The organism is Microbacterium sp. 5K110, from assembly GCF_005774735.1.
Taxonomy (GTDB): domain Bacteria; phylum Actinomycetota; class Actinomycetes; order Actinomycetales; family Microbacteriaceae; genus Microbacterium.
Window position 1 is genome coordinate 22,156 of record NZ_VBUM01000007.1, and the last position, 17,538, is coordinate 39,693.

A 17,538-nucleotide genomic window follows, 5' to 3' on the forward strand; every position below is an offset into this window, starting at 1 on the left:
ACGCATCGCGTCGTCGCGCCACGGCGCACCCGCTCAGCCGCGCAGAATCACTTCGTCGCCGACGTAGAACAGTGTGACGTCGATGAGGTCGAACGGCACGCCGTGCTTGACGTGGTACGCCGCTCGATACAGCTCGAGCTGGACCATGCGCGAGCGCCGTTCCGCCTCGGTGGTCGGCGGTCGGCCGGTCTTCCAGTCCACGATCTCGTACCGGTCGCCTCGGCGATACACGGCGTCGAGCTTGCAGATGACGACGTGCGGACGTCCGTCGAGCCGGGTGGTGACGAAGTCGATCTCGGTCTCGACCTCGATGGGCTGCAAGCCCGCCCACTCGGAGCGCTCGAACTTCTCGCGCAACACTCGCAGCTCTTCGGCATCGGCGACGGACGCGCCGTCGTCATCGTCCTCCCACAGACCCGCATCATCGAGCCCGGTCCCGGAGCCCACGATCCCGGATCGCTTCTCGACCCAGGCGTGGAAGAGCGTGCCCAACCGGGTCTGCCGGTAGGGCCTCTCGGGCATCGGGCGCCGCAGTCCTTCCACCGCGCCCGAATAGTCGGCCACGAAGTCCTTGAACCGCGATGCGGGGATCCGGGTCGGCGCGGGCGTGTGCGTCGGCCGCAGTCGATCGGCTCTCTCGGCGAGCAGCAGTTCGAGATCGGCATCCGGCTGCTCCGCGGGCCGCGATCGCGCGGCGGAGACCTCCTCGACCGCGGCTCCGACCGCGGTACGGCGTGCACCGAGCGGATCGAGCGGCCAGTGCATCAGCCGTCGCTCCCCGTCGTACGGATCGTCACCGGCGTCGTCGACGGCGAGGTCGATACCGAGCGCCTCCGTCGCCTCGTCCAGGAACACGCTCGGCCGGCGCGGACGTTTCGTCCCCGACCAGCTCGATCCCGAGAGCACGAGGTGATCGCGTGCCCGGGTGAATGCGACGTATGCCAGCCGGCGGTCTTCGTCGAGCTGCCGCGCGCGGTTCGCGTCGATGAAGGCGTCGATCGCCGCCTTGAGGTCCTGCTGGGTCTCGGCGCCACGCCAGCCGAGGACCGGGAGCCAGGCGGAGTCGCCGCGGAACTCGGACGGGAGGATGCCGAACCCCAACCACCCCTTTGTGTCGCGGGGCAGCGACGGCAGCTCGTCGGTGACCAGGCGCACCACGGCGACGGCATCCCATTCGAGACCCTTGGAGCCGTGGATCGTCAACAGCTGGACGACGTCGTCCTCGGGGGGCTCGGTCCGCGGCGCGAACTCGTCCGCCTGCTCGGCGTGGTCGAGCCACGCGAGGAGGCTCGTCACCGACCCGGACTCGTCTGCGGCGAGGAAGCCGCGGATCTCGTCGACGAAGGCGCGCAGCTGCGCAGAGGCGATGCGCGCGGGGCCACGGGACTCGTTGGCCGCCAGCTCGACGTCCAGCCGCAGCTCGGTCTCGATGAGGCGGATCAGCTCGGGGATGGGGGCGCCGATGTTCCGACGGAGCCCGGCGAACACAGCGCCCGCTTCGCGCAGACGTTCGCGTCCGTCCGCCGTGATGTCGGAGAGCCAGCCGTGCCCATCGGTCTGGCGCGCGACGAAGTCGAGCGCGTCCACGAGCGAGGCCCGATCGGCGCCGGGGGTCGAGCGCAAGCGATCGACGACCTCGGGAGCCAGGGGATGCAACCCCACGTCGTGCGTGGCCAGGCGCCGGGCGAGTTGGGCCAGGGCGCGCAGGTCGGCCAGCCCGATCGACCAGCGCGGGCCCGACAACAGCCGGATCAGCGCCGAACCGGCCTCGGGATCGCTGATGACCCGGAGCGCCGACACGACATCGACGACCTCGGGGGTGGTGAGGAGTCCCCCGAGCCCGAGGATGCGGTGCGGGATGCCGCGCCGCCCCAAGGCGTCGCCGAACCGCACCATGTGCTTCTTGCTGCGGAAGAGCACGGCTCCCGTCGTCTGCCGGCCCTCGGCGGCGCGCGCCGCGCGCACCCCGGCGAACCAGGCCGCCACGCGATCGGCCTCGGCATCGAGGTCGCGCTCGAAGAAGGCCTCGACGATGCCCTCTGGCGCTCCCGGTCGTGATCGCAGCTCCTCGACGGCGACCGCGGAGCGGGTGGCGAGGGGCGCCAGGACGGCGTTCGCGGCGGTCAGGACTCGGGCGCTGTTGCGCCAGCTCGTCAACAGCGAGAAGGTCTGGCATGCCCCCTCGGGCGCGAAGGCGGCGGAGAACCCGCCCAGGTTGCCCGCGCTCGCGCCGCGCCAGGCGTAGATGGCCTGGTGCGGATCGCCCACGGCCATGACCCCCGTCGAGGCGAACAGGGTCGACAGCAGGTCGGTCTGGACGACCGAGGTGTCCTGATACTCGTCGAGCAGCACCACCCGATACCGGGCGCGGAGTTCGTCGACGACCGCGGCATGCTCCTGGACGATGCGGAGCGCCCCCGCGACCTGATCGGCGAAGTCCATGACCCCCAGGCGCGCTTTCTCGCGATCGTAGGCGGCGGCCAGAGCCGCCAGCAGGCCGAGCGCCGATACCCGTGACGCCGCGTCGGCCACGTCTTTGTAGACGGTCACGCGCGCCGAGGTCGAGGGGCGTTCGACGATCCGGGCGAAGTCATCGGGGAACGCGGCCAGACGATCGAGGTCGACGAGGTTGTCGACGCCGTCACGGGCGATCCGCAGCGCCGCGTCCACGAGCGTGCGCGGAGACTCCTGGCGCTCCTCCAACCGCGGATCGTCGGAGGTGAACACCACGCGTCGCATGAGCAGCCAGGCAGCCGACTCGGACAGGACCGCCGATTCGGAGTCCCGGCCGATGCGCAGTCCGTGCTCGCGGACGATCGCGTCGGCGAAGCTGTTGTACGTCGAGACCGTGGGACGGTGCAGCAGGTGATCGTCGATGCCCGCGGCGTCGTCGGCGACTCCGTACTCGTGCGCGAGGTCGTCGAGGACTCTCCGCCGCTCGGCATCGGCGCGGGCGCCGTCGAGTGTCGCGAGGTCGGCGAACACGGACAATCTCCCCGCCGCGTGAAGCGCGGGCAGCACGGGGAGCAACCCTCGAGCCTCGAACTCCGACAGTCGGTGCAGCCGCCGATGGATCCGCTCGGCGAGTTCTCCCGCCGCCTTCCGCGTGAATGTGAGCCCGAGGACTTCATCGCGCCGCACGAGCCCGTTCGCCACGAGCCATACCACGCGCCCGGCCATCGTCTCGGTCTTTCCGCTTCCGGCACCGGCGACCACCAACGCCGGCGAGAGCGGCGCCTCGATGACCGCCGTTTGCTCCGCCGTGGGCGGAAACTGGCCGAGGGCGGCCGCGATCGTCGCGGCGGACAGCAACGCCGTCACGACGCGCTCACCGCCGAGACGGTGTGGATGCGGCACAGTCCGAACGAGAACTCGTCGCGACAGTGCACCTCGTACGGCGCCGCGAACCGGTGCCCGCGCATGACGCCGACCGCGTGCTGGACGCGACCCACGAACTGCTCGCGCGCCTCGTCGTCGAACGGCGCCTGGCGCGGTTCGGCGTAGTCCTTGGTCGTGGCGGTGGGACGCAGCACGAGGAGTTTCGCGCCACCGGACGGCATCCCGCTCACGTGCTCGATCGCTCCCGACGAGAAGGCGAGCTGGTAGGCCGCGAGCTGCGGGTTGTCGGCGACCTTCGCGTCGGTCTGCGGTTCGTTCTTCCCCGTCTTGAGATCGACGATGACGACCTCGCCCGCGGGGGTGATCTCGACCCGGTCGATGTCGCCGCTAAGCACGGCGCCGTGCTCCCCCGCGTCGTCAACGGGAATCGCGACCTCGAAGTGCCGCTCGGCCCCGACGAGACGCCCGCCGGCGTCGTCGAAGCGTCGCAGATAGGCGGCGAGTCGTCGCACGAGTTCACGAGCACGGACCCTCTCGGCACGCTCGCGCCAGGCGGCGTCGAAGAGGAGCTCGCCCCAGCGTTCTTCGACCACGGCCCACAGGGCGTCCTCGGTTCCCGATGCCGCGGTCTCGAGCGCCGCGTGGATGATCGTGCCGATGCCCGCCGTGGTCCCGCTGCGATCTCCGCCGAGGTCGCCGATCACCCAGTCGAGTTCGCATTGCTCGAGCGCGTGCAGACGCGAGGGCGACACCCGCACGTCTTCGCGGGCGAGGTCGCGCAACGGTGCCGTCGAGGTGGGCGCAGCCACGCCGTACCACTGCTCGGGGGCGGCTCCCGCGACCGCAGCGGCGGCGAGCAGCGCGAGCTGTCCCGCGGCGTGACGGCGTTCCCGACCGGACGAGCGCGACGCGGTGAGCGTCCGGCGGTGTCGAGCCACGAGACCCCTCAGCGACAGCGGGTGCTCGGGTACCGACGACGCCGGCTCGGGCGTCGGGAGCATCTCGAACAGCACGCTCGGGCCCGTGTCGTCGTCGTCAACGGCGGTGACGATGAGGCTCGAGTGCGCGCGGGAAAGCGCGCGCACGAACAGTCGGAGCTCGTCGTGCATGGCCGACCGACGACGATCGAGCATGCCCGCCGGGGGAAGGTCGGGGAACTGCACGGCATCGGCGAGGCGCCACGTCTCGAGGAGCCCTCCGCGCAACCGCGTGTTGGGCCACACTCCCTCTTGCACCCCGGCGACGACGACGGTGTCGAAGGCCGTGCCGGCCGCCGCAGCCGGGGTCAGCACACGGACAGCGTCGATGACGGCCGGCTGCTCGATCCGGTCTTCGGCGACATCGCTGTCGATCACCGACCGGAGGAACACCGCCGCCTCTCCGTCGGGCTCGCGCTCGGTGAAGCGTTTGGCGGCCTGGAACAGCGCCACGATGGCGTCCAGGTCGCGATCGGCCTGTTCGGCGAGAGCGCCGTGTCCACGCGCGGCCTCGCGCCACTGCCGCGAAAGACCGCTGCGTTCCCACGCGGTCCACAGCAGCTCGTGCGGGGTCGCCCGCGCATCGGCCTGCGCCCGCAGGGCCGCGAGGGTCTCGCCGAGCCGCGTCGCGCGACGCGCTTCGCGCGTGTCGATCGTGGCGAACTCGAGGGGGTGACGCAGACCCGAGGCCAACAGCTCGGCGGCGGACCGGGTGCCCCCCGCGGCGAGCTCCTCTTGGCGCAGCGCCGCGCGCAACCGTCGCAGCTCGATCGGATCGAGACCGCCATACGTTCCCAGGAGCGCATCGACGACGGCCTCGGGCGCCCAGGCGGCGGGATCGCGCATGCCGAGTTCGACCAGGGCGACGAGGTCGCGCACGGTGCGCTGCACCCCGAGAGCGAGGCCCGGACCGCTCGCGCGCGCCGGGACTTCGCGAGCGGCGAGTTCGGCCTCCAACGACGCGACCTGTCGCGAATCGTGCGCGATCACCGCGCACGACCCCCACGGGATGCCGTCGAGGACGTGGCGCTCCCGCAGCAGACGGGCGATGGCGTCCGCCTCTTCGGCCGGAGAGCGGAGGAGGAACGTGCGCACCGACCCCTCGGCCGCCGCGCCCGCCGGCGGACGGCGATGAGCCACGACACCGGCGGCCCCGATCCGCGCGGCGACACTGCGCACGAGATCGATCTGCTCGGCCGTCCCGCGGTGCGGCTCGCCCAGCGCCGCCAGCGTGCCGAGCTCGGCCGCGAGCCGCGCGAAGTTCTCGGGGGTCGCCCCGCGGAACGCGCCCGATCCGACGTCGGGGTCGCCGAACGCGACCACTCCCATGCCGAGATCCCGGCACGCGCGCAACAGATCGATGCCGCCGGACGTGAGCTCTTGCGCGTCGTCGACGAGGATGCAGCGCACCGGGGCGAAGCGTCCGAGCAGGGCGCGATCCGCGGCGGCCTCGTGCAGGACGGCGACGGCCTCGCGGGCGAGGTCGGCGGCGTCCCGGTGGGTGCCGCGCATCTCGGCGCGGACGGCACGGTATTCGGCGGCGAACGAACCGAGGGCGGCCCACACCGGGACGTCGTTCTGGCGCGCGAGATCGGCGAGGTCGTCGGGCGCGATCGCGAGATCGGTGCACTCGGCGAGGAAGGCGCGCAGGTCGCCGCGGAACCCCCGTGTCGCGCGAATGGACGGGCCGAGCCACTCCGGCCACCGCGACCGTCCCTCGGCCTCGTCGATCGCGTCGCCCTCGAGGAGCTCGCGGATGATCTGGTCTTCGTCGCCACCGGTGAGCAGTTGCGGGGGCTCGGCGCCGCGGCGCACCTCGGCTCCGCGAACGATCTGGAAGGCGAAGGATGCCACCGAGCGCGCGAGGGCACCCGAGGTCGCACGGCCGACGGCCAGGGCGAGCGGGTCGCGCAGGGCGGTTGCCGCCGGACGCGTGGGCGTCAGCACGAGGACGTGATCGGGGTCGACGCCCGCGGCGACGAGGGCCCGGACGCGGGCGAGCAGGGTCGAGGTCTTGCCCGACCCGGGAGCCCCGACCACCGCGCCGCTGGCCGACGGCGCCCAGTCGACGACCACACGCTGCTCGGCATCCAACTCGTCGGTGCCGAGGGCGCGCACGGCACCCGCCGGGACGACGCCCGCGGCGTCGTCGACGGCCGCGACGGGTGCGCCCGCCCCCTCGCGGGAGAGGGTCGCGGCATCCGGCTTCTGCATGTCGTCCACGCTAGCCGCGGCCTCCGACACGCGCCGGACGACCCGCGCCGTTCGCCGTCCGCGAAGCCGCTCCCCGCACGCGGCTCCGACTGTCCGCGCTGTCGTAGAGTCGGAGCATCGCGCCGGGACGATCGAGAGCCCCGGGCGGAAAGGACGCAACGTGGAGATCCGCATCGGCATCACCAACACCGGCCGCGAGCTGAACTTCGAGACCAGCGAGGGCTCGGACGCGGTGAAGGCGTCGATCGCCGCGGCCTTCGACCAGGCCGCGAGCCACGTGTCGTTCGTCGACGTGAAGGGCAACTCCTACATCGTCCCCACCGCGAACATCGCGTTCATCGAGCTGGGCACCGAAGAGGCCCGCCGAGTCGGCTTCGTCGCCTGAGGCCACGGCCGTGCAGATCCTGCTCGGGCTGATCATCGGCGCGGTGGTCGGCCTCGCCGTCCACTTCGCCCTCCCGCACCGCGACCTGCGCGGCACGGCCCTGGCGCCGTTCGTCGGCGCGGCGGCCGCGGGCGTCTCGTGGACGGTGCTCACCTGGGCGGGCGTGGGCGCGGACTCCTTCGTTCCGTGGCTGGTCGCGGTCATCGCGCCAACGGTCACGACCTTCGCGCTCGTGCCTCTTCTCACGCGCGCCCGACTGCACAGCGACGCGACCGAACGCGCGCGACACGGCATCTGAACGAGGGCGAACCCCGCATCGGTGGCGCCGCGCACGCACGGCGATCGGTGGGATCAGGCCGCGAGCCCCATGGCATCCATGCGACGGGCGTGAGCCCCCATGAGCTCGGTGAACACCGGCTCGACCGTGGCCTCTTCGGTGCGGTCCAGGCGCGGGTGGGCGAGCGCGGCGCGGGCGACGAGCAGGGTGTCCCCCACCAGACGGCGACCCCAGAGGGCGAGCAGCCACCGCCACTCCTCGTCGCTCGAGATCGCGGCACCCAGGATCTCGACGATGGCCTGTCGGTCATCGTCGGCCTGCAGGATGCGGGCCACGCGCCGACCCGTGTCGCCGTAGCTCGACGACAGCGCGAGGTAGAAGTCGTCCAGCATCCCGGCCGTGATGTGCACCGAGAGCATGGTCTCTTGCGGGCGCACGCCGTGCGTGTTGCGCCGGAACGCGTCGAGGGACTCGCGGAAGGGCAGCATGAGCTGCGTCGGATCCGTTCCCCGCTCGCGGATCAGGGCGACGATCTCCTGGTGCTTGATGAGCGCGGCTCCGGCGGCGCGCGAGAGCGATTCCTTCTCTGCGAGCTCGGGCGTGGATGCGATGAGTTCGCTCAGCGTCTCGAAGAACCCCAGCTGCAGGTAGGCCGCCTGACCGAGGAAGGTCTCGATGTCGGGCGCGAGTTCGGCGAAGTCGACGCGCATGGCGTCGCCGAGGTCGCCACGGGAGCGCAATTGCAGCGTGCGACCGACCGGTCGACGACGACGGAACCACTCGAACACGCTCTACAGCCTAGGCGTCGGACCCTCGAAACACCCGCCGGGTAGAGTGGACTCGCCCCGGCGATGGATCGGGGCCCCGCGCCTGTGGACGAGTGGAGGGCGTGGATCCGACTCCCCAGGCGGTCTCTCACCGCCGGAACAGGCACGCTCATGACGACTTTCGCCGAGCTCGGCGTCGACCAGGACATCGTCGACGCCCTGGCATCCAAGGGCATCGTGGATGCCTTCCCGATCCAGGAACAGACCATCCCCCTCGGCCTTCCGGGCCAGGACATCATCGGCCAGGCCAAGACCGGAACCGGAAAGACCTTCGGCTTCGGCATCCCGGTCGTCCAGCGCCTCGGCCTGAACCCCGAGCCCGGAGTGAAGGCGCTCATCGTCGTGCCCACGCGCGAGCTCGCCGTCCAGGTCTACGAGGACATGGACATGCTGACCCAGAACCGCGCGACCAGCGTCGTGGCGATCTACGGCGGCAAGGCCTACGAGGGTCAGATCGATCAGCTCAAGGCCGGCGCGCAGATCGTCGTGGGAACGCCCGGACGCCTCATCGACCTCAGCAACCAGCGTCTGCTCGACCTGTCGGGCGCCGTCGAGGTCGTCCTCGACGAGGCCGACAAGATGCTCGACCTCGGCTTCCTCGCCGACATCGAGAAGATCTTCCAGAAGGTCCCCGCCGTCCGCCACACGCAGCTGTTCTCGGCGACCATGCCGGGACCCATCGTGGCCCTCGCTCGCCGGTTCATGTCGAACCCGATCCACATGCGGGCGAACGACCCCGACGAGGGTCTGACGCAGGCCAACATCAAGCACCTCGTGTACCGCGCGCACTCGCTCGACAAGGACGAAGTCATCGCTCGCATCCTGCAGGCCGAGGGCCGCGGCAAGAGCGTCATCTTCACGCGCACCAAGCGTGCCGCCCAGAAGCTCGTCGACGAGCTGGGCGACCGCGGCTTCAACGCCGCCGCGGTGCACGGCGACATGAGCCAGGAGGCGCGCGAGCGCTCGATGGCCGCGTTCAAGGCGGGCAAGCGCGACGTGCTCATCGCGACCGACGTCGCCGCCCGCGGTATCGACGTCAATGATGTCACGCACGTCATCAACCACACGATCCCCGACGACGAGAAGACCTACCTGCACCGCGCGGGCCGAACGGGTCGCGCGGGCAAGACCGGCATCGCGGTGACGTTCGTCGACTGGGACGACCTGCACAAGTGGGCGCTCATCAACCGGGCACTCGAGTTCGGTCAGCCCGAGCCGATCGAGACCTACTCGTCGAGCCCGCACCTCTACACCGATCTCGACATCCCCGAAGGCACGAAGGGGCGTCTGGTCACGGCTCCCAAGGCCGCCGCGGCTCCGAAGGTCGAGAAGGCCGAGAAGACCGGAACCGCGGATGCCGCGGGCGAAGACGGCCCGCGCCGTCGCCGTCGCCGCCGTGGGGGGTCGTCCGACTCCCCCGCCGCGAGCGAGGGCGCCGCGCCCTCTACGCCGCGCGCCGAGGGCGCCGGCACGCACGACGGTGGAGGCAGCGAGCACCACGACGGCAACTCCGCTCCGCGTCGCCGTCGCCGCCGCCGCAGCGGCGGGTCGGGCGCGAACGCCGCTCCCGTGGCCTGAGCCCAGAGAATCGTCCGGCGCCGACCCCTTCGAGGGGCGGCGCCGTTCTCGTTCCTCGTGCGGACGTCCGTCAGGGGAAGACGGGCGACGCCCCGCTGCCGGCCGCGATCAGACGCGCGACCATCTCGTCGTCGGTGGTGTTCTCGCCCGGCACGTTGGGCTTGCCGAGGCCGTGGTAGTCGCTGGACCCGGTGACCAGGAGGTCGCGCTCGGTGGCGAGCCGCGCCAGGGTGGCCGTGGCATCCGGGAGGTTCTCTCGGTGCCGGAGCTCGAAGCCGGCGAGGCCCGCCGCGAGCATGGCCTCCAGCACCGGGTGCGGCAGGAGCGCGCGCCCGGCCGGATGGGCCACGATCGGCACTCCCCCCGCGTCGACGACCAGCTCGACCGCCGTCACGGGGTCGGGGGCGTACAGCGCGACGTAGTACTCGTTCGCGGGGTGCAGGATGCCGGCGAAGGCCTCGGTGCGGTCGGCGACGATGCCGCGGGCCACGAGCGCGTCCGCGATGTGCGGGCGGCCGACGGTAGCGCCGTCGGTCGTCTGGGCGACGATGTCGCTCCACGCGATGTCGAAGTCGCGCGAGATCCTCTCGGCCATGATCTGTGCGCGGTCCAGCCGCGAAGAACGGATGCGATCGGTCATGGCCCGCAGCGCCCCGTCGTCGGGGTCGACGAGGTAAGCGAGCAGATGGACGCTGCGCCACTCGTGCCGCGCCGAGAGCTCCATGCCGGGGAGGAACGTCATCCCGAGCGACGACGCGGCCTCGGCGGCTTCGGCCCAGCCCGACGTGGTGTCGTGGTCGGTCAGGGCGACGGTGCGCAGCCCGTGGCGGTGGGCGGCCGCCATGACGAGGGCGGGTGACTCGGTGCCGTCGGAGTGGGTCGAGTGGAGATGAAGGTCACTGGGTCCTTCGAATCGACGATCGCGCGGCACCCGTCGAGCGTACCGCCCGCCTGCGTGGCGCCGCGGTCGTGGAGCCGTCGGCCAGGCGGCATCCGTGGATCTCCCAGGCGCCTCGCCTAGGGTCGGATCCGTGCGTCGGCTGTTCGGGATCGTGTTCGCGCTCGCGTGCGCTGCGGCGGCCGTGGCGCTCACCTGGCCGAGCGCGTTCAGCATCGAGCGGACCTTCCCGCTCGCTCAGGTCATCTCGTTCCGTCTCCCTCTCGCGGCCGGCTTCGCTGCCGCCGCGCTGGTGGCGCTCCTGTTCGCCCTGATCCGTCCGGTACGCGCGCTCGCCCTGACGTGCGCAGTGATCCTCGTCGCCGCCGCGGGCGTGAACGGGGCCCTCGTCTTCCAGCGCGGCTCGGGGACCGACGCGCTCCCCGAGAAGACCGACACGAGCCTGCGGGTCATGACGTGGAACACCGCGGGCGAGGCGACGTCGGCCGAGTCCATCGCGCAGTTCGCCGTGGGCATGAAGGCCGACGTGGTGACGCTCCCCGAGACGACGATCGACACCGGCGCCCGCGTCGCCGAGATCATGCGCGATCTGGGCCAGCCGATGTGGGCGCACCACGCCGAGTACGGCGAGTACGGCATCACGGGCTGGGATGCCACGTCGACCACCGTCCTGATCCGACCCGAGCTGGGCGACTACAGCGTCATCCAGTCCTCGCTCGACGGTTCGAGCAACACCTCCACCGTGCCGAGCGCCGTGGCGATGCCCGTCTCCGGGAACGGCCCCATCATCGTCGCCGCCCATGCCGTCGCCCCGCGGCAGGAGTACATGGCGGAGTGGAAGTCGGACCTGCAGTGGCTCGCCGACCAGTGCGCGACCGACAACGTCATCCTCGCCGGCGACTTCAACGCGACCCTCGACCACATGACCGGTCTCGGCGTCGACGGCGGCACACTGGGGCGCTGTCACGACGCCGCGTCCGAGAGCGGCAACGGCGGCGTCGGGACATGGCCGACCGACGTGCCGGCGCTCCTCGGCGCACCGATCGACCACGTCATGGCCACGCCCGACTGGACCGTCACCGGATCGGTCGTCATGCGCTCGCTCGACGGGTCGGGCACCGACCACCGCCCCATCGTGGTGCAACTGGAGCGCACCGCCGGCTGAGCTGTGCGCCCGGCGGCCGGTGGTGGGACACTGGAGAGATGGACTCCCCCGCCGAACGCGACACGATCGCCCCCGCAGAGCAGAAGCCCGTCGAGACCACGACGAACCGCAAGGCCCCGTTCCCGCGCGGCTTCCTCGACACGATTTCGACCGGCTGGGCCGAACGCCCCGAGACGCTCCCGTCGCCTCGCGAGCAGTCCGCGTGGACGGCCCGTCGCCGCGATCGCGTGTCGCAGGCGTTCCCCGGTGAGCGCCTCGTCGTGCCCGCGGGTTCGCTCAAGGAGCGCAGCAACGACACCGATTATCCGTTCCGCGCCCACTCCGCGTTCGCGCACCTCACCGGATGGGAAGCGGATGCCGAGCCCGATTCGGTGCTCGTCTTCGAGCCGCGCGAGAACGGCCACGACGCGGTGCTGTACTTCCGCGAGCGCGCCGACCGCACGACCACGGAGTTCTACGCGGATGCCACGATCGGCGAGTTCTGGATCGGCCCACGGCCCGCGCTCGCGGGTGTCGCCGCCGACCTCGGCCTCGCGACCGCACACATCGACGAGTTCTCCCCCGCCGACGACGACCGCGTGGTCGGCGTGGACGACGATCTCACGCGCTTCGTCTCCGAACTGCGGCTGGTCAAGGATGACTTCGAGCTCGCCCAGCTGGCCCTCGCCGTCCAGGTCACGGCATCCGGATTCGACGACATCGTCGCCGAACTCCCCCGGATCATCGAGCACCCGCGCGGAGAGCGCGTGGTGGAGGGGGTCTTCCACCGCCGCGCGCGCGCGGACGGCAACGCCGTCGGGTACGACACGATCGCCGCCTCGGGTCCGCACGCCTGTTACCTGCACTGGACGCGCAACGACGGCGCCGTCGTCCCGGGCGACCTGATCCTCATCGACGCCGGTGTCGAGGTCGACAGCCTGTACACCGCCGACATCACCCGGACCCTCCCCGTGTCGGGTCGCTTCACCGACGTCCAGCGTCGCGTGTACGAAGCGGTGCGCGAGGCCGCCGACGCCGCCTTCGCGGCCGCACGGCCCGGTGTGCCGTTCCGTCGCGTCCACGAGGCCGCGATGGAGGTCATCGCCGCACGCGTGGCCGAGTGGGGGCTGCTCCCCGTCACGGCCGCTGAGGCCCTGGATGCCGAGCGCGGCGGCCAGCACCGTCGGTACATGGTGCACGGCACCAGCCACCACCTCGGCATCGACGTGCACGACTGCGCGCAGGCCCGTCGCGAGATGTACTACGACGGTCAGCTCGAGCCGGGCATGGTGTTCACGATCGAACCCGGGCTGTACTTCCAGATCGACGACCTCACGGTCCCCGAGGAGTACCGCGGCATCGGCGTGCGCATCGAGGACGACATCGTGATGACCGCGGACGGACCGGTGAACCTGTCCGCGGGGATCCCGCGGACGGCCGACGAGGTCGAGGAGTGGATCGCGCGGCTCGCCCGGTGACGTTCACTCCGCCCGCGTCGTTCACGACGCGCCCGACCCTGCGCGGCTCGTTCGGCATGTCGGCATCCACCCACTGGACCGCGACGGCGACCGCGCAATCGGTCCTGGAACGCGGGGGCAACGCGTTCGACGCCGCCGTGGCGGCCGCCTTCGTGCTGCACGTCGCCGAGCCGCACCTCAACGGTCCGGGCGGCGATCTGGTCGCCCTGGTGCGTCCGGCCGGAGCTTCCGAGCCGACGGTGCTGATGGGGCAGGGCCCTGCTCCCGCGGGCGCATCGATCGACGCGTTCCGGCAGCGCGGACTCGATCTCGTCCCGGGTGCCGGCGGCCTCGCCGCCGCGGTGCCCGGAGCCGTCGACGCGTGGCTCCTGCTGCTGCGCGACCACGGCACCTGGGACGTCGCGGACGTCCTGGACTACGCCATCGGCTACGCCCGCGACGGGCATCCGCTCGTCCCGGGCGCCGCCGCGACGATCGGACGCGTGGCGGAGCTCTTCCGCGAGCATTGGCCCACTTCGGCCGATCTGTGGATGCCGGACGGCTCGGCGCCCGCACCGCACACGGTGGTCCGCAATCCCGCGTATGGGGCGGTGCTGGAAGAACTGGTCGGCGCCGGCTCCGGCGCGGATGACCGCGTCGAGCGAATCGAGGCGGCGCGGAAGGAATGGGCGTCCGAGGTGTTGCCGCGGGCGGCGGAGTTCCTCCGCACCCCCCACCGGCACTCGGACGGCGGCGACCACCCCGGTGTCCTCGACACGCACGACCTCGCGTCGTGGCGCGCGGGCTTCGAACCCGCGGTGTCGGTACCGTTCCGCGGCTGGCAGGTCTTCAAGGCCGGAGTGTGGACGCAGGGACCCGCCCTGCTGCAGGCGCTGCGCCTCCTCGACCCGTTCGACGACGCGCGACTCGACCCCTCGTCGTCGCTCGGCGCGCACACGCTCCTCGAGGTGCAGAAGCTCGCCTACGCCGACCGCGACGCGTGGTTCGGCGACACCCCGGACGCCGTCGACGTCGAGGCGCTGCTCGCGGACGACTACGTCGCCGCTCGACGATCTCTCCTCGACGACGGCGCCAGTGCGGCGCTCCGCCCGGGAGCACCCGAGGGGCGGGCTCCGTTCCTCCCCGACGTCCGCCCCGTGACGGGCGACGGCACCGGCGCGACTGGTGAGCCCACGGTCGATCGCCGCGGTCAGACGCGCGGAGACACGTGCCACCTGGACGTCATCGACCGGTGGGGCAACACGGTCTCGGCCACGCCCTCGGGCGGCTGGCTGCAGTCCTCGCCCACGATCCCCGACCTGGGGTTCTGCCTCGGCACGCGTCTGCAGATGACGTGGCTCGTCGCCGGGCATCCGGCATCCCTCGTTCCGGGGCGACGTCCGCGCACCACCCTCACGCCGACGATTCTCACCCGAGGAGACGAGATCACGGCGCTCGGTTCCCCCGGCGGCGATCAGCAGGACCAGTGGCAATTGCCGATGCTGCTGCGCATGCTCGTGGGCGGATACGAACCGCAGCAAGCCATCGATGCGCCGACCCTGCACACGACGGCGGTGACCGACTCGTTCTGGCCGCGCTCGTGGACTCCCGCGGGGGCGGTGGTCGAGGATCGGCTCAGCGAGACTCTCATCGCCGATCTCGAACGGCGGGGGCATCGGGTGCGCAGGGCCGGCGATTGGGCTCTGGGCCGGGTGAGCGCCGTGGGGCGCGATGCCGCGGGCGTGCTCTGGGCGGCGGCCAATCCGCGCGGGATGCAGGGCTACGCCGCCGGGCGCTGAGGCCGACTGTCCACAGGGTGAAAAAGCGCCCGGCGCGGTTTCTCTACGATCCCGCGCATGTCGTACTCGATGGATCCCCCACACCTGCTCGGCATCGCCGAGCGCATGCGCCGGTCGTTCGACGAGGTGCACGAGGGCACGATCGCCCTGCAGCGGGCGGTGGATGCCGTTGCGCGAACCCTCGCGCGGGTGGTGCCGGCGCACTCGGCGTTCGTCGAGGTGGCCCAGACGCGCGTCGACCTCGCGCACCGCATCGTCGCGCGCGGACGAGCCACGGTGTCCGCGCTGCAGACCGCCGTGCTGGCGTACCTCTCGGCCGACGACGAGATGGCCGTCACGACCGACGCGCGCGCCGCGGCCGTCGGGGGCGGCGACGGCAACCCGTTCGACCCGGTCGTCTTCGGGAAGAGGCGGCTGTGAGCGTCGGCGTGACGGTGCCCGACCCGCCCGCCGATCCGGCGCGGATACGGTCCGCCGTCGAGACGCTCCGGCAGAGGTCGACTTCGTTCGAGACCGCGGTGCAGGACGCCCTGTTCGCGTGGAGCCTCGCGCCCGGTCTGTATCGCGCCCCCGAGGCCGACCTCCTGCATCGGGCTCTCGGCACGACAGGGCCGGCCGCCCACGAGATCACCGCCGGGCTCGTGTCCGCGGGGCGCGCCCTCGAGCACTACGCGGACGATCTCGATCGACTCTCGCACGACAGGAATCTCCTCCTCACGGCGCAGGCCCTCGCCGCGCCACCGCGCTCGGTCTGGCAGACCGGCTCCGAGACGGCCGCGCACGCGATGAACGAACTGGCTCGGGCCGAGGCAGAACACGATGTCGCCCGCGACGTCGCCCGACTCGCCGAAGCGTACGAAGACGCCACCCACCGGTGCGCGGTGGCCCTGCGCGCGATCCCGGACATCTCCTGGTCGTCGCTCGCCGCGTGGAGCGGGCCCGAGCACCCCGGCGCTGTCCCCTCATCGACGGATGCCGCGGGACTCGTCCTGCTCGACCGGCTCGCCGTCGCACGAGACCCCGGCCGGCTGATGTCCGTGCATCCCGAGTGGAGCCACCTCCTCCACGGGACGGCTCCCGAAGAGATCGCGCGGTGGTGGTCGAGTCTCGATCCGACGGTGGCGGCGCATCTCGTCACCGCCGTCCCCGCCCTCGTCGGCACCCTCGACGGCGTGACGGCGAACGACCGCGTGGCCGCGAACCGCCTGCGCGCGGAGGACCATCTGCGCGCGCTGCGAGCGCAACGCCAGGCCCTGCACAAGCTACGGATCCCCCACCGACGCTCGACGGCGACCGAGGTGCTCGACCGTCGAGCGGAACGCACGCGCCTCGAGCGCGAGATCGCCTACTTCGAGCAGGTGCGGGACGGGACGAAGCTGCTGTACGCGTGGGATCCCGACCGGGGTTCGCTGATCGAGATGGCCGGCGACCGGTCCACGGCGAAAGCGGCCCTGTTCGTCGTGCCGGGAACCAACACCGACGCCGACGCGTTCATGACCGAGCATCCCGTGACGGATTTCGCGGAGTGGCAGGTCCGCTCATCCGGGGCGTCGGTGGTCGCCTTCACCGTCATGACCGGGCCGATGCCTCAACTCGACTCCCTCCTCGAGAACGGTCCCCAGTGGAACCGCTTCGCGGAAGAGCGCGGCCCCGAATACGCACGGTTCCTCCGGGGCGTGGATGCCGCCCACCCGGGGCTGTGGACCATGAGCTACGAGCACTCGTATGGCGGCGGTGTCGGCAGCGAGGCAGAGAAGCACGGTGGCACGGTCGACACCCGGTTCCTCGCGGCGAGCGTCGGTGCCATCGGCCCGTACGAGCCGCACGCCGGAACCGAGTACTACGCCACCCAGGCCGTCGACGACATCAACCGTTACTACGCCGGTCTCGGCGCCGGCGGGATGGGTTTCACCGTCGCCCCCGAGACGATCCCAGGCGTCCACCTCGTCGATCCGGGGCTCCCCGGCCCGAACATGCCCTCGCTCGTCGCCTATGGCGTGACGACCAACCCGGCCTATCTGCCTCGCCTGATCGCGGACGGCGTCAGTCACCACACGGCGCTGATGAGCGGCGACGAGAGCGTCAACGGAAAGGTCCTGAATCAGGTGAAGCAGACACTGGCCCGACGAGGAGAAGAATGAACAGAGCGATCGCAGTGACCGCACTCGCCGTATGTATGGCTGCTCTCGGGGGATGTACCGGCCAGGTCATGCCGTCGTATGAGCAGGTCCGGCAGGAGACTCTCGACGTACTGCGCGAGGTAACCGACCTTATTCCTGAACATGGGGCGGTCTCGCGCACGCCCGAATTTGAGCCCTACCCTTGCGACGACAAACTCCTGCTCAGCTCGGCGGAGGGGGCCTTCTTCACGGGTCAGTGGTACGTCCCCGTCGAGGATGACTTCGATATCGCGCTGTTCATCGATCAGTTTCCCGAGAAGTTGAATGGCGACTGGGCCGAGGAGGATCTCGGCGTGCCTGTGAAAGAGCCGTTCGTGTACCTCGTCCGTCGGTCCCCGCGCATGACAATCACGATTGAAGAGTCGACTTCCAACGGTCGCAAGGCAGTGGAGCTCCTCGCGATCTCCCGCTGCGGCATCGAAGAGCAGCAGCCCACGCCTTAGCGGCGACCTCCTGCTCGAGC

Annotated in this window: 13 protein-coding genes; 9 read left to right on the plus strand and 4 right to left on the minus strand. The window is 71.5% G+C overall.

The annotated features are described in order from the left end of the window. Window positions 1–33: 33 nt before the first annotated feature. Window positions 34–3,357: an ATP-dependent helicase gene (locus FE256_RS03375; protein ID WP_289508569.1), complete on the minus strand. Its 3,324-nt coding sequence runs from the start codon at window positions 3,355–3,357 to the stop codon at window positions 34–36. After that, window positions 3,318–6,530, minus strand: coding sequence for an ATP-dependent helicase (locus FE256_RS03380; protein ID WP_138172824.1), 3,213 nt, complete (start codon window positions 6,528–6,530; stop codon window positions 3,318–3,320). The genes FE256_RS03375 and FE256_RS03380 overlap by 40 nt, the downstream gene beginning before the upstream one ends. 160 nt (window positions 6,531–6,690) lie before the next feature. Here FE256_RS03380 and FE256_RS03385 point away from each other — a divergent pair, with 160 nt between their 5' ends. Together FE256_RS03385 and FE256_RS03390 are read left to right on the plus strand one after the other, a co-directional pair. Further along, window positions 6,691–6,915: a DUF3107 domain-containing protein gene (locus FE256_RS03385; RefSeq protein WP_138172825.1), complete on the plus strand. Its 225-nt coding sequence runs from the start codon at window positions 6,691–6,693 to the stop codon at window positions 6,913–6,915. Window positions 6,916–6,925: 10 nt separating this feature from the next. Continuing rightward, window positions 6,926–7,213: a hypothetical protein gene (locus FE256_RS03390; RefSeq protein ID WP_138172826.1), complete on the plus strand. Its 288-nt coding sequence runs from the start codon at window positions 6,926–6,928 to the stop codon at window positions 7,211–7,213. A 53-nt stretch (window positions 7,214–7,266) separates the two neighbouring features. Here the strand turns inward: FE256_RS03390 and FE256_RS03395 are convergent, their stop codons facing one another. Beyond that, window positions 7,267–7,980: a ferritin-like fold-containing protein gene (locus tag FE256_RS03395; protein WP_138172827.1), complete on the minus strand. Its 714-nt coding sequence runs from the start codon at window positions 7,978–7,980 to the stop codon at window positions 7,267–7,269. A 150-nt stretch (window positions 7,981–8,130) separates the two neighbouring features. On the opposite strand from FE256_RS03395, the gene FE256_RS03400 reads away from it, so the two are divergent. Continuing rightward, window positions 8,131–9,597 (plus strand): DEAD/DEAH box helicase, encoded by a 1,467-nt coding sequence (locus FE256_RS03400; RefSeq protein WP_138172828.1) that lies wholly within the window; start codon window positions 8,131–8,133, stop codon window positions 9,595–9,597. A 70-nt stretch (window positions 9,598–9,667) separates the two neighbouring features. On the opposite strand, the gene FE256_RS03405 is transcribed toward FE256_RS03400, so the two are convergent. Continuing rightward, window positions 9,668–10,528, minus strand: a complete 861-nt coding sequence (locus tag FE256_RS03405; RefSeq protein ID WP_171024164.1) for a PHP domain-containing protein — start codon at window positions 10,526–10,528, stop codon at window positions 9,668–9,670. A gap of 100 nt (window positions 10,529–10,628) precedes the next feature. Here FE256_RS03405 and FE256_RS03410 point away from each other — a divergent pair, with 100 nt between their 5' ends. From FE256_RS03410 to FE256_RS03435, 6 genes are read left to right on the plus strand one after another with little or no spacing between them, the layout of a single operon-like run. Continuing rightward, window positions 10,629–11,660 (plus strand): endonuclease/exonuclease/phosphatase family protein, encoded by a 1,032-nt coding sequence (locus tag FE256_RS03410; protein WP_138172830.1) that lies wholly within the window; start codon window positions 10,629–10,631, stop codon window positions 11,658–11,660. Between the two features lie 38 nt (window positions 11,661–11,698). Beyond that, window positions 11,699–13,117 carry an aminopeptidase P family protein gene (locus tag FE256_RS03415; RefSeq protein ID WP_138172831.1) on the plus strand — a complete coding sequence of 473 codons (1,419 nt, stop codon included), beginning with the start codon at window positions 11,699–11,701 and terminating at the stop codon, window positions 13,115–13,117. After that, a complete protein-coding gene (locus tag FE256_RS03420; RefSeq protein ID WP_138172866.1) occupies window positions 13,114–14,895 on the plus strand; it encodes a gamma-glutamyltransferase family protein in 1,782 nt (593 codons plus the stop codon). The genes FE256_RS03415 and FE256_RS03420 overlap by 4 nt, the downstream gene beginning before the upstream one ends. A 57-nt stretch (window positions 14,896–14,952) precedes the next feature. Beyond that, the gene (locus FE256_RS03425) at window positions 14,953–15,315 is read left to right on the plus strand and encodes a DUF6507 family protein (protein ID WP_138172832.1); all 363 of its coding nucleotides are present in this window, start codon (window positions 14,953–14,955) and stop codon (window positions 15,313–15,315) included. Next, window positions 15,312–17,036, plus strand: a complete 1,725-nt coding sequence (locus tag FE256_RS03430) for a hypothetical protein (RefSeq protein WP_138172833.1) — start codon at window positions 15,312–15,314, stop codon at window positions 17,034–17,036. The genes FE256_RS03425 and FE256_RS03430 overlap by 4 nt, the downstream gene beginning before the upstream one ends. Continuing rightward, window positions 17,033–17,518, plus strand: coding sequence for a hypothetical protein (locus FE256_RS03435; protein ID WP_138172834.1), 486 nt, complete (start codon window positions 17,033–17,035; stop codon window positions 17,516–17,518). The genes FE256_RS03430 and FE256_RS03435 overlap by 4 nt, the downstream gene beginning before the upstream one ends. The last annotated feature ends 20 nt before the right edge of the window (window positions 17,519–17,538 follow it).